Raw genomic sequence first — 12,521 nt, forward strand, 5'->3', positions numbered from 1 at the left:
GCGGACATGTTCAACGACCTGAGTCGTCTCGGTAAATACCTCGGTCAGGCTGCGCGCCTGATGGTCGGCATGCCCGACTACGACACCTACGTCGAGCATATGCAGACCAAGCACCCGGACAAGCCGGTCATGACGTACGAGGCGTTCTTCCGGGAACGCCAGGAAGCCCGTTATGGCGGCAAGGGCGGACCGAAGTGCTGTTGAGTCCCCTGTAGCAATCACGCGCCACGCCTAGTCGTGGCGCGTGCATTTTTGTCGGAAGGAAAACCTGTGAGCGAACTGCTACCTATTCCCGTCACTGTCCTCAGTGGCTTTCTCGGCGCCGGCAAGACCACGCTGTTGCGCCATTTGCTCAAGGCCGAGCACGGCCTGAAAATCGCCGTGATCGAGAACGAATTCAGCGATGCGGGGATCGACACCCAACTGCTCGGCGCCGAGCCGGTGCAGGTGATGACCCTGTCCAACGGCTGCGTCTGCTGCACCATCCACACCGACCTGACCAAGGCCCTGTACCTGCTGCTGGAGCGCCTGGACAGCGGTGAAATCGCCTTCGACCGGTTGGTGATCGAGTGCACCGGACTGGCCGACCCGGCCCCTGTGGCGCAGACCTTTTTCATCGACGAGGAGTTGCGCGAGCGTTACCTCCTCGACGGCATCATCACCCTGGTGGACGCCGCCCATGCCGAGCAGCACCTGACCCAGACCATCGCCCAGGCGCAGATCGGTTTTGCCGACCGGCTGCTGGTGAGCAAGCGTGACCTGGTGGATGAGGCGAGCTTTACCGCGCTGAGCGAGCGACTGACCCGGATCAACCGCCGGGCGCCGATCCGCATCGTCGAGCACGGCGCCATCGATCTGGCGGAACTGCTGGATGTGCGTGGCTTCAACCTCAATGCCGACCTGGGGGGCGGCTTGAGTTTGCGCCCCGTCGGCAAGGCGCCGTCCATTGACCGCATTTCCAGCCTGGTGCTGCGTACCGATCAGCCGCTGGATATCGACAAGCTCAGCGAGTTCATGAATGAGCTGCTGGAAGAGCACGGCAAACAGTTGCTGCGCTACAAGGGCGTGCTGAACATCGCGGGAGAGCCGCGCCGCATGGTGTTCCAGGGCGTACTCAAGTTGTACGGTTTCGACTGGGACAGCGAGTGGGAAGAAGGCACGGCACGGGAGAGCGTGATGGTGTTCATTGCCGACGAGCTACCGGAAGAGAAGATCCGCGAGGGATTTACCCGAATGGCAGCGGGCTGATGGCAAGCCTGCGGTTTTAGAAGCAGCGAACCGTTCCAGCCTGGAGATACTTGCGGGCCATTTTCACTTCGGCTGCCTGCGCCGTGGCGGCAAGCATTTTTTCGTAGGCGACTTCGACGCCTTGCGGTGCTTGGGGCGAAGGGGTGAGGGCAACGCAGTGGTACTCGGTATCCGTGGTTGTTTGTGCGTGTACGGCCGTGCAGGACAGGATGCCGAACACGGCCAGGGTGACGCCTCGGATAATGGCTTTGATCATGGCTGAAACCTCGTTTTGAATGAGGTATCAGCATGTTCTTTGCGCGTCGATGGCAGTATTGGCAAAAGCCGCCGGTGACAGAAAGGCGTTTCCGTTCTTGTGCGTGGAACCTGATGTTTCCTTAACAGAACAGCATGATGGCAAGCCGATCCAGATAATCGCTCATCCGCTCGATGGCCGCCCTGGCATTGCCGTTCTCCAGGGCATTGACGATGGCCTCACGGGCCCGCCAATCCTCGAGGCGCGTCGAATGTTGCGCCAGGGCCAATCCGGTCAAGGGCACCAGTGCGCCGAGAAAGTTCGCAAGGGGCGCATTGCCGGCCATCCTGGCCAACTCCAGGTGAAATTCGCCACCCAGTCTGGTCGCGGTGCTCCGCCGGCCACCTTCAGTGCTCTGGCGCTCCCGGGCGACCAGCGCGCGTAGCGGTTCGAACGTCAGGCCGGCGGCCCTGGCACAGGCCAGCGGGATAACGCTGGTTTCGGCCAGTCGCCGGGCTTGCAGGGTCTGGCGGATCTGTTCGGCATCCGGTTCGGCAACCCGGGCCCTCTGGTTCGGGCGGGTGACAATGACCTGTTGTCGCGCCAGGCGGGTCATCACCCGGCGTACCTGGCTGCGGCCCGCGCCATAGGCCCGAATCAAGGCGTCTTCGCTCAAGCCGTCGGCAAACTGGCGCTCGAGAATGTCTTCGAACACCTGGGCATAGAGCGTCTCGGCGCAGCAGGCCGGGCCCAGGGGCTGCGCGAAAGCATGCCGGGCGGTGAAGGGCAGGGGTGTCGCAACGCTGTTCATATCCGGTCTCCCCTTGGCGGGTGGGTTATTGCTCGGTACTGCCCAGATGGTCGTCCGGGATCGTCAGTTCGATGCCCATGCGCAGGCCCTCCTGGAGGATGTGCCGACGCATTTGCGCGCTGGCCAGCGCACTGTTCTTGTCGCGGATGGCGCGCACCACGGCTTCATTTTCCTGCAGGCGTTCGGCCAGGTGCTGCGGTGAGTTGCGCAGGACCTCGGCGCTCTGCTTGAGGGCATTGCTGGTCTGCTGCACCACGTTCTGGAAAATCGGATTGGAGGTCAGGGCGAACAGCTCTTCATGGAAGGCGATGTAGGCGTTCATCCCGGCTTCGCTGTCGTTGGACTCCAGGGCTTCACGCATGTCCATCAAGGTCAGGCGCAACTGGCCGACCTCCGTGCTGCTGATGGACTGTGCCACCAGCCCGACGATAAACGGCTCCAGGGTGTAGCGCAGTTGCAGCACATCTTCGAGGCTGGCGTCGGCCACGCCGCTGTGGGTGGCGGCGGTTTCGCTGGGTGCGGCGTCGAGCACCACCACCCCTTTGCCCGGCATCGAGCGCACCAGGCCGAGGGTTTCCAGGACGGTCACCGCTTCGCGCAGGCTGGGGCGGCTGATGCCCAGTTGTTCTGCCAGTTCACGCTGGCCCGGCAGCATCTCGCCGGAGCGCCACTGGCCCCGGGCCAGGGCTGCCCTGAGTTTTTCTACCACTGAGTTGACGACGGTTGACGAGGTAATCACGGTTTGCTCCCTGTTGAAACGGTCAGGCCACGACCCGGGGCCGGCGAGGATTTCGCGGGCCCGGGTCGGTACAAGTGCCCGTCCCTGGGCGTATCCCATCAGAACTCCTGCTGATGAGCCGGTGCCACCGGCTTTCTCGGTTGAAAGGTATAACCTTGCTGGCCATCGAGGACTTTTTGGGCTCGCTGGACATCGATGTCTTTTTCCCAGCGGGCGATGGCGACGGTCGCCACGCAGTTGCCGATCAGGTTGGTCATGGCCCGGCCGATGCCCATGAACCAGTCGACCGCCAGCACCAGTACCAGCCCGACCACCGGGATCGCCGGGATGGCGGTCAGGGTGGCGGCCAGGATCACCAGGGCCGAACCGGGAATGCCGTGGGCGCCCTTGGAGGTGATCAGCGACACCAGCAGGATGGTCAGCAGGTCGGTCAGCGCCAGCGGTGTACCGGTGGCGTTGGCGATAAAGACGATGGCCAGGGTCAGGTAGATCGAGAAGCCGTCCAGGTTGAACGAGTAGCCCGTTGGGATCACCAGGCCGACCGTCGAGCTGCCGATGCCCAGGTGTTCGAGCTTGCGCATCACTTGCGGCAGGACGGCATCCGAGGAAGCGGTGCCCAGCACGATCAGCAGGTCTTCGCGCAGGTATTTGAGCAAGGGCAGGATCCGCAGGCCGGACAGGCGCATCACCAGGCCCAGGATCACCAGCACGAAGGTCAGGCAGGTCACGTAGAACAGCGCCACCAGGCTGCCCAGCTGGCGCAGCGACTCCAGGCCGTAGGTGCTGGTGGTGAAGGCGATGGCACCGAACACCCCGAGCGGCGCCAGGTGCACGATCATGCCCATGATGCGGAAGATCACGTGGCTGAGCTCATTGATCAGCCGGGAGATGCCCGACGCGGACTCGCCCACCAGGTTCAGGGCGCTACCGAACAGCACGGAGAACAGCAGCACCTGGAGGATGTTGTTGTCGGCAAAGGCGCCGATCACCGAGTTGGGAATCAGGTCCATCAGGAACTGCGAGGCCCCGCGCAGATGTTGGCCGCGGTCGGCGAGATCACCCATGGCCGCCTTGGACAGTTGCTCCAGATGAATATTGGCGCCGCTGCCGACGCCGGTGGAGAAGGCCAGGATCAACCCGATCAGCAGGGCGATGGTGGTCAGGATTTCGAAGTAGATCACCGATTTGAGGCCGATCCGTCCGACTTTCTTCAGGTCGCCGGCACCGGAGATGCCGCTGACCACCACGCAGAAGACGATCAGTCCGATGAGCATCTTGATCAGTTTGATGAAGCCGTCGCCCAGGGGTTTGAGTTGGACGGAAAATTCGGGAAGGGTGAGTCCGCAGATGATGCCGAGCACCAGTCCAAGGACAACCTGAAGGAATATCGAACGCGAGCACCATCTGAGCATGACGAGGATCCTGGTCGGTGTTCCGTTATCCGGGCCGGGGCCGCAGACTTGGAACTTAATTGTTGTGGTCTTACCGGTATGTCCAGTGCAGGCTCAGTCTACGCCCGGTTTTTCCGGGATCACAAGGGGTTTTTCGCCAAATTGGTTGGACCGGTCTGACCAGTTGGTTGACTTCACCGGCCGTGAAGGCTTTGGCTCAAGGCTTGTGACGGGGTTTCTCCAGGCGAAAAAAAGCCCGGTCATTGCTGACCGGGCTCTTGTGCTGCGGCGGGGTGCGGGCTGATTAAGCGCCGTAGACCGGCAGCTTGGCGCAGATGGCCTTGACCTTCGCACGAACGGCGTCGATCACCGCTTCGTTGTTCAGGTCAGCCAGGATGTCGCAGATCCAGCCGGCCAGTTCGCGGCATTCGGTTTCCTTGAAGCCACGGGTGGTGACGGCCGGGGTACCGAAACGCAGGCCGGAGGTGACGAACGGCGAGCGTGGGTCGTTTGGCACCGAGTTCTTGTTCACGGTGATGAAGGCCTTGCCCAGTGCGGCGTCGGCGTCTTTACCGGAGATGTCCTGCTTGATCAGCGAGAGCAGGAACAGGTGGTTCTGGGTACCGCCGGAGACCACGTCGAAACCGCGCTGGATGAACACTTCGGCCATGGCCTGGGCGTTCTTCACCACTTGTTGCTGGTACGCCTTGAACTCAGGCTGCAGCGCTTCCTTGAAGCAGATCGCCTTGGCCGCGATCACGTGCTCCAGCGGGCCACCCTGGGCGCCCGGGAAGACGGCGGAGTTCAGCTTCTTCTCGATTTCGGCGTTGGCACGGGCCAGGATCAGGCCGCCACGTGGACCGCGCAGGGTCTTGTGGGTGGTGGTGGTGACCACGTCGGCGAACGGCACCGGGTTCGGGTAGACGCCGGCGGCGACCAGACCGGCCACGTGAGCCATGTCGACGAACAGGTAGGCACCGACCTTGTCGGCGATGGCGCGGAAGCGCGGGAAATCCAGGAACTGCGAGTAGGCGGAGAAACCGGCCACGATCATTTTCGGCTTGTGCTCGACCGCCAGGCGCTCGACTTCGTCGTAGTCGATCAGGCCGTTGGCGTCGATGCCGTACTGCACGGCGTTGTACAGCTTGCCGGAGGAGGACACGCTGGCACCGTGGGTCAGGTGACCGCCGTGGGCCAGGCTCATGCCCAGGATGGTATCGCCAGCCGACAGCAGGGCCAGGTAGACCGCGGCGTTGGCCTGGGAGCCGGCGTGCGGCTGGACGTTGGCGTAATCGGCGCCGAACAGTTCCTTGGCACGGTCGATGGCCAACTGCTCAACCACGTCGACGTATTCGCAACCGCCGTAGTAGCGCTTGCCCGGGTAGCCTTCGGCGTACTTGTTGGTCAGCACCGAGCCCTGGGCTTCCATCACCGCGGGGCTGGTGTAGTTTTCCGAGGCGATCAGCTCGATGTGCTCTTCCTGGCGCTGAGCTTCTTGCTCCATGGCGGCAAAGAGATCGGCGTCGTACTTGGCAATAGTCAAATCACGGCTGAACATGGCGGTCCTCAAGGATCGGGGGCAGAAAAGGAAAGCATTCTAACCCAATGGGTTTTATCTGGCATATGAAAGGGCATCATGTCGCAGATAAGCGGCATTCACCTGGGGTGTTGCGATGTTTGTTCGGGCCTCATCGCCGGCCAGGCGCCGCAGGACTTCAGTCGAACATGAACAGCGCATCATTGCTGAACTGCGCTTCAAAGCGATTGGCCGCCATCGGCCGGCCGAACAGGTAGCCCTGCACTTCGTCGCACCCGTGCTCGCGCAGGAAATCGAGTTGCTCGTGGGTTTCCACGCCTTCGGCGATCACCGCCAGGTTCAGGCTGTGGGCCATGGCGATGATCGCCCGGGCGATCTGCGCGTCCTGTTCGCCCGACGGCAGGCCGTCGACGAAGGTGCGGTCGATCTTCAGCACGTCGATGGGGAACTGCTTGAGGTAGTTCAGCGACGAGTAGCCGGTGCCGAAGTCGTCCACTGCAATGCTCAGGCCGAGGTTCTTGAGGCCGTCGAGGATCAGCATGGCCTCGCTGACTTCGCGCATCAGGATGCTTTCGGTCAGTTCCAGCTCCAGGCACGCCGGCGGTACCCCGGTGTCCTTGAGAATGGTGGCGATCCGCGTGCCCAACTGGCCGTCGGAGAACTGCCGCGCCGAGATGTTCACCGAGACCTTGGGCACCCGCACCTTGGCCAGGTGCCAGGCCTTGAGCTGGCGGCAGGCTTCGGCCAGCACCCAGTCACCGACATCCACCACCAGCCCCAGTTCCTCGAGCACCGGGATGAAATCCCCCGGCGGCACCAGCCCGCGCCGTGGGTGGCGCCAGCGCAGCAGGGCTTCGGCCCCAGTCAGGCGCTTGCCGTCGCCGCTGAACTGCGGTTGGTAATACAGCACGAATTCGTTCTGCTCCAGGGCATGGCGCAGGTCGCTCTCCAATTCCAGGCGCTCCAGGGCGCTGGCGTTCATGTCGGCCTGGTAGAACTGGAAGTTGTTCTTGCCGCGCTCCTTGGCGTGGTACATCGCGGTGTCGGCGTTTTTCATCAATTGGCTGAGCTCGCTGCCATCCTGCGGGCTCAGGGCGATGCCGATACTGGCGGTGACGAAGAACTCGCGGCCTTCGAGCACGAACGGCGTCACCAGGCTGGTGAGAATCTGCTCGGCCACATGAATGGCCCGGTTCAAGGCCATTTCACGGGTGGCCCGTGGTTGCAGCAAGAGGGTGAACTCGTCGCCACCCATGCGTGCCACGGTGTCGTCGTCGGCCACGCAGGCCAGCAGGCGGGTAGCCATTTCCTTGAGCATGCGGTCGCCGGCGGCGTGGCCCAGGGAGTCGTTGATCGGCTTGAAGCGGTCGAGGTCGAGGAACATCAGCACCACCCAGGACTTCTGCCGCTCGGCCTGTTGCAGCGCGGTGTGCAGGCGGTCCTGGAACAGGGTGCGGTTGGGCAGGTGGGTCAGGGCGTCATAGTAGGCCAGGCGGTGAATGCGCTGTTCGCTGGCCTTGCGCTCGCTGATGTCGGTGAAGAAGCACACATAGCTCGCCAGGTCGCCTTCGTCGTCGAGCACCGCGGTGATGCCGACCCAGGCCGGGTAGTGCTCGCCGTTACGGCGCTTGAGCCAGACTTCACCCTCCCAGGTGTTGTGCTGTTCCAGTTGCTTGAGCACATAGCGCAGGTGGGCTTCCTGCTGGTCGTCGACGGTGAGCAGGTTCGGCAACTGGTCCAGCACATCGGCCGCGGCATAGCCGCTGACCCGGCTGAACGCCTCGTTGGCCTGGACGATGTAGCCGGCCGGGTCGGTGATCAGGATCGCCGAGGTCGAATGCTCGAAAACCGTGGCCGCCATGCGCAGGTCTTTTTCCGCGCGGCGCTGCTGGCTGATGTCACGGCCGATGCCGAGGATGCCCTCGAAGGCGCCGTGTTCGTCCCACACCAGCACCAGGCGCAGCTCGATGGGGATCTTGCGCCCGTCGGCCTTCAGGCAATCGAACAGGAACAGTTGGGTCTGCACCTGCTCGCGCAGCCTGGCCAGTTCCTCGGGTTTGTCCAGCGCCTTGCTGACGCGCTCCATCAACAGGTAGATGCCCGTGAGTTGCTGCGGGTTGGCAATAGCGGACTGCCAGCCATTCTGGAACACCCAGTCGACTTCATAGCCGAGCACGGCCAGGACCGACGGGCTGACGTAGTTCAGGTTCAGGTGGCTGTCGGTGGAGAAAATCACGTCGCTGATGCTTTCGGCGAGCATCCGGTAGCGTTTCTCGCTGTCGCGCAGGGACTCGCTGGCCTCGATCTGGTCGGTGACGTCCTTGGCCACGCCGATGATGCGCGTGACCTGGTCGTACTTGTCCCGGGCCAGGGCCTGCTCGCGGACCTCGAAACACCGCCAGTGCTCGTCGCGATGACGGAAGCGCAGCTGGCACTGGAGCAACTGGCTGTAACCGGCATGGCGCTGCTGCTGGCGCAGCCGGTGATAGTGCTCGGCGTCTTCGGGGTGCAGCAGGATCTCCCAGAAGTACTCGCCCATCTGGTGCAGTTCGGTCTTGTTGTAGCCCAGGGTCTGGCCCAGGTGGTGGTTGCTGAAGATCATCCGCTGGCTGATCACATCCTGCACATACAGGTGGTCCGGCACGGTACGGACCACGTCCGACCAGAAGCCCTCGCGTTCCAGCAACGACAGTTCGATCAGCTTGCGGCTGGTGATGTCGGTGATGCTCAGGATCACCGAGCTATAGTCGCAAGGGTTTTCCGGCAGCCGCAGCACCAGCCACAGGTGCTGGTCCTGGCCTTGGCCGTCGCTGAGCTTGATCTCCAGTTCCAGCTGCTTCTGCTGGTTGAGCAGGGCTTCGACCAGCGGGTAGCCGATACCGGCAGCATTGCTCGGGCAGCCCTCGATCAGGCAGCCCCAGGCGCTTTCGCGGGAGTCGACGTTGAGCAGGCCCAGGGCCACCAGGTTGACCTCGGTGATCCGCAATTCCTGCAACAGCAGCCGGCGGTGCTCGGGATCATGGGCGATCCAGTGCTTGAGCGATTCGCTGTCCTGCAGGCGATGCTGTTCGAGGAAGCCCGGCAGCCCGGACAGGTCGAGGACGCACAGGGCAACGCCGGTCCCTTCGAAGATATCCTGGTAGCGCCGGCGTCCTTCAGTGACCTGGCGCTGGCGGCGTCGCATGTTGATCAACGCCAGCACCGGCAGCAGCGACACCCCCAGCCCCAGCAGGCACTTGCCGATCAGGGCCGGGAGCAGGTCCTCGACCACCTTGCGCGGGTCGAACAGGCCGCGCAGTTGCCAGTCGCTGTTGGACAACGGTGCCACCAGCACGCTGTTGGCTTCTTCGTCGGCTTTCAGCGGTGCCGGCGTGGGGGCGATGTCATCTTCGCGGCTGATCACCAGGTGGTTGTCGCGGTTCTCGATCAGCCAGCTGGCGCCCGACGTCTGGTTGCCCGGGCGGGTGAGGTCCTGGAACAGCCGGGGCGACAGGCGCAGGACCCAGTAGCCATTACTCTCGCCGCTGACCTGCTGCAACAGCAGGTGAACGGCCGAGCCGTGGTCGTCATTGGTGAAGTAGTAGGTCTGTTTACGGTTGCTGTGCCTGACCTGTTCGGCGAGGAAGGCGGCATCCCGGCTGTCGGTGGCGCTGTCGCCGATCAGCCGGCCCTTGTCGTCGAGCAGGGCGATGCTTTGCAGGTCCGGCATCGACACACGCACCCGGTCGAGCAAGGCCAGCAGTTCTTCGCGATTGTTGGGTTTCTCGAAGATCGGTAGCAGATTGAGGGCGATCTGCGCATTGAGCGCCATGTTCAGGCTGACGCGCTCCGCCATGTCGGCGCTCGAGTCGATGCTGTTCTGGCGTTGCAACTGGCGGGTTTGCTGGAATTGATCGATCAGTTGCCAGAACAGCAGGGCGAGCAGGAACAGCACCAGCGTGGCCAGCATGCCTTTGAGTGTTCCGCGCAGGGGCGGAGCCGAAGCTGGGCTGGCTGCACGCGCGGACGATGGCGGATTGGCGTTGGTCAAACTGTGATCCTGCGGTTGGGCTGGATTGGCGCGACATGCACTATAAGCCGGACGCCCGAAGGGCGGCTAGCATGCCTTGAGTTGTGGCAAAGTGCCAGTCCCGTTCGACCGAGCGGTTTGCCCTGTCTGTCGCATTCAGGTAGTTTTACCGGTTACGCGCCAGCAATTCACGCTCCCTATTCAAAGGTGTCGACCGGTGTGGCCATGAATTGACCTCTTGGCTGTCCACGGGTCCGGTTCACTGCGGGTACCGCTCGCGCCCTTATTCATCCGTCACTGACGCTAGGTTCTCCATGGCTCAATACGTCTTCACCATGCATCGGCTGAGCAAAGTTGTTCCGCCGAAGCGGGAAATCCTGAAAAACATCTCCCTGTCGTTTTTCCCGGGCGCCAAGATCGGCGTGCTCGGCTTGAACGGTTCGGGTAAATCCACCTTGCTGAAAATCATGGCGGGTGTCGACACCGAATTCGACGGTGAAGCCCGGCCGATGCCCGAGCTGAATGTCGGCTACCTGCCCCAGGAGCCTCAGCTCGATCCGAGCAAGACCGTGCGTGAGGTGGTCGAGGAAGCGGTCAGCGTGATCAAGGACGCCCAGGCCCGCCTGGATGAAGTCTACGCCGCCTACGCCGATCCGGACGCCGATTTCGACAAGCTGGCCGCCGAACAGGCCAAGCTCGAGGCGATCCTGCAGGCCAGCGACGGTCACAACCTGGAGCGCCAGCTGGAAGTCGCCGCCGATGCGCTGCGCCTGCCGGCCTGGGAGGCTCGGGTCGAACACCTGTCCGGTGGTGAAAAACGCCGTGTGGCCCTGTGCCGCCTGCTGCTGTCGGCCCCGGACATGCTGCTGCTCGACGAACCGACCAACCACCTGGATGCCGATTCCGTGGCCTGGCTGGAGCACTTCCTGCACGACTTCCCGGGCACCGTGGTGGCGATTACCCACGACCGTTACTTCCTGGACAACGTCGCCGGCTGGATCCTCGAACTCGACCGCGGCGCGGGCATTCCTTACGAGGGCAACTACTCGGGTTGGCTGGAAGCCAAGTCCGATCGTCTGGCCCAGGAATCCAAGCAGCAGTCGGCCCATGAAAAGGCCATGAAGGAAGAACTGGAGTGGGTGCGCAAAGGCGCCAAGGCTCGTCAGTCGAAATCCAAGGCGCGTCTGCAACGCTTCGAGGAAATGCAGTCGCAGGAATTCCAGAAGCGCAGCGAGACCAACGAGATCTACATCCCGGCCGGTCCGCGCCTGGGTGACAAGGTCATCGAATTCAAGAATGTCACCAAGGGCTATGGCGACCGCGTGTTGATCGACAACCTGTCGTTCAGCATGCCCAAGGGCGCGATTGTCGGCGTGATCGGTGGTAACGGTGCCGGTAAGTCGACCCTGTTCCGCATGCTGATGGGCAAGGAAACCCCGGACTCGGGCAGCATCGAGGTCGGTGAAACCGTGCAGCTGGCTTGCGTGGATCAGAGCCGTGAGGACCTGGACGGCAGCAAGACGGTGTTCCAGCAGATTTCCGACGGTTCCGACCAGATCCGTATCGGCAACTACGAGATTCCGTCGCGTACTTATGTCGGTCGGTTCAACTTCAAGGGCGGCGACCAGCAGAAGTTCGTCAAGGACCTCTCCGGTGGTGAGCGCGGTCGCCTGCACCTGGCGTTGACCCTGAAAGAGGGCGGCAACGTCCTGCTGCTCGACGAACCGTCCAACGACCTCGATGTGGAAACCCTGCGTTCCCTGGAAGAAGCCCTGCTGGACTTCCCGGGCGCGGCAATTGTGATTTCCCACGATCGGTGGTTCCTGGACCGGGTGGCCACGCACATCCTGGCCTATGAAGACGATTCGCAGGCGGTGTTCTTCGAAGGCAACTACACCGAGTACGAAGCCGATCGCAAGAAGCGCCTTGGCGACGCCGCGGCCCAGCCGCACCGTGTACGGCACAAGAAACTGGCCTGATCGGGTCGGTGGTTGAAAAGCGGAGCCCTTCGGGGCTCCGTTTTTTTTGGGAGGCGGGCACGGTCCCGGCAGCGGCTAGGCCGGCTCGATCCGCACGATCTCGATCGACTGATCCCCCGCCGGTCGTTTCCACAGCACTTCATCGCCAAGGCGCGCGCCCAGCAGCGCCCGACCCAGCGGCGAGCCCCAATTGATCAGTCCGTGGGCGGCATCCGCCTCGTCCTCGCCGACCAACTGCACCTGTTGCTCTTCATCCTGTTCGTTGGCGAAGGTCACGCGGCTGCCGATCTGCACCACCTCGGTGGAGGTGGCCGGGGCGGCGAGCTGGGCGCTGGAGAGGCGTTGATTGAAGTAGCGCAGGTCCCGCTCGATATCGGCCTGGCGCTGTTTATCGGCGGCTTCGCCCAAGACGCTTTGCTGGCTGTATTCGGCCTGCAGCGCCGCGACACGGCTCTGCAATTGCGCCAATCCCCGTGGGGTGACGTAATTGGGCTGTGTACTGACCAGGCGCTCCACCGGCTGTTCGGTCTGGACGCCGGCGATGTCCTCGTTGACGAAGGCGCGGCTCATGG

10 protein-coding genes are annotated in these 12,521 nt (G+C 63.1%); 3 read left to right on the plus strand and 7 right to left on the minus strand.

All coding sequences use genetic code 11. From position 1 onward, the window contains the following. The first annotated feature begins 6 nt into the window (after positions 1-6). Positions 7-204 carry a YbdD/YjiX family protein gene (locus NUH87_RS21435; protein WP_040071105.1) on the plus strand — a complete coding sequence of 66 codons (198 nt, stop codon included), beginning with the start codon at positions 7-9 and terminating at the stop codon, positions 202-204. A gap of 66 nt (positions 205-270) precedes the next feature. Continuing rightward, the gene (gene yjiA, locus NUH87_RS21440) at positions 271-1,248 is read left to right on the plus strand and encodes a GTPase (protein WP_338522589.1); all 978 of its coding nucleotides are present in this window, start codon (positions 271-273) and stop codon (positions 1,246-1,248) included. A 16-nt stretch (positions 1,249-1,264) separates the two neighbouring features. On the opposite strand, the gene NUH87_RS21445 is transcribed toward yjiA, so the two are convergent. The 6 genes from NUH87_RS21445 to NUH87_RS21470 form a co-directional block, all read right to left on the minus strand. Continuing rightward, a complete protein-coding gene (locus tag NUH87_RS21445) occupies positions 1,265-1,504 on the minus strand; it encodes a hypothetical protein (protein ID WP_338522590.1) in 240 nt (79 codons plus the stop codon). Positions 1,505-1,625: 121 nt separating this feature from the next. After that, positions 1,626-2,294: a GntR family transcriptional regulator gene (locus NUH87_RS21450; protein WP_338522591.1), complete on the minus strand. Its 669-nt coding sequence runs from the start codon at positions 2,292-2,294 to the stop codon at positions 1,626-1,628. Between the two features lie 25 nt (positions 2,295-2,319). After that, complete coding sequence (locus NUH87_RS21455) at positions 2,320-3,033, minus strand: FadR/GntR family transcriptional regulator (RefSeq protein ID WP_040071218.1); 714 nt, start codon at positions 3,031-3,033, stop codon at positions 2,320-2,322. A 98-nt stretch (positions 3,034-3,131) separates the two neighbouring features. Then, positions 3,132-4,445, minus strand: a complete 1,314-nt coding sequence (locus NUH87_RS21460) for a C4-dicarboxylate transporter DctA (RefSeq protein ID WP_338522592.1) — start codon at positions 4,443-4,445, stop codon at positions 3,132-3,134. 283 nt (positions 4,446-4,728) lie between these two features. Then, a complete protein-coding gene (gene glyA, locus NUH87_RS21465) occupies positions 4,729-5,982 on the minus strand; it encodes a serine hydroxymethyltransferase (protein ID WP_040071100.1) in 1,254 nt (417 codons plus the stop codon). Positions 5,983-6,139: 157 nt separating this feature from the next. Further along, positions 6,140-9,991, minus strand: coding sequence for a sensor domain-containing protein (locus NUH87_RS21470; protein WP_338522593.1), 3,852 nt, complete (start codon positions 9,989-9,991; stop codon positions 6,140-6,142). A 293-nt stretch (positions 9,992-10,284) separates the two neighbouring features. Here NUH87_RS21470 and ettA point away from each other — a divergent pair, with 293 nt between their 5' ends. Further along, positions 10,285-11,949 (plus strand): energy-dependent translational throttle protein EttA, encoded by a 1,665-nt coding sequence (gene ettA / locus NUH87_RS21475; protein ID WP_338522594.1) that lies wholly within the window; start codon positions 10,285-10,287, stop codon positions 11,947-11,949. Positions 11,950-12,024: 75 nt separating this feature from the next. On the opposite strand, the gene NUH87_RS21480 is transcribed toward ettA, so the two are convergent. Further along, on the minus strand, positions 12,025-12,519 hold the full coding sequence (locus NUH87_RS21480; RefSeq protein WP_338522595.1) for a GreA/GreB family elongation factor: 495 nt from the start codon (positions 12,517-12,519) through the stop codon (positions 12,025-12,027). Between the last annotated feature and the right edge of the window lie 2 nt (positions 12,520-12,521).

Origin of the sequence: Pseudomonas batumici, from assembly GCF_036585405.1 — a bacterium.
In the GTDB taxonomy this organism is placed as follows: Bacteria; Pseudomonadota; Gammaproteobacteria; order Pseudomonadales; family Pseudomonadaceae; genus Aquipseudomonas; species Aquipseudomonas batumici.

Bases quoted from the DNA above. Each gene is read 5' to 3' on its own strand.
- NUH87_RS21450 (WP_338522591.1), bottom strand. From the start codon at position 2,294: ATGAACAGCGTTGCGACACCCCTGCCCTTCACCGCCCGGCATGCTTTC.
- NUH87_RS21460 (WP_338522592.1), bottom strand. From the start codon at position 4,445: ATGCTCAGATGGTGCTCGCGTTCGATATTCCTTCAGGTTGTCCTTGGA.
- ettA (WP_338522594.1), top strand. From the start codon at position 10,285: ATGGCTCAATACGTCTTCACCATGCATCGGCTGAGCAAAGTTGTTCCG.
- NUH87_RS21435 (WP_040071105.1), top strand. From the start codon at position 7: ATGTTCAACGACCTGAGTCGTCTCGGTAAATACCTCGGTCAGGCTGCG.
- NUH87_RS21445 (WP_338522590.1), bottom strand. From the start codon at position 1,504: ATGATCAAAGCCATTATCCGAGGCGTCACCCTGGCCGTGTTCGGCATC.
- NUH87_RS21480 (WP_338522595.1), bottom strand. From the start codon at position 12,519: ATGAGCCGCGCCTTCGTCAACGAGGACATCGCCGGCGTCCAGACCGAA.
- glyA (WP_040071100.1), bottom strand. From the start codon at position 5,982: ATGTTCAGCCGTGATTTGACTATTGCCAAGTACGACGCCGATCTCTTT.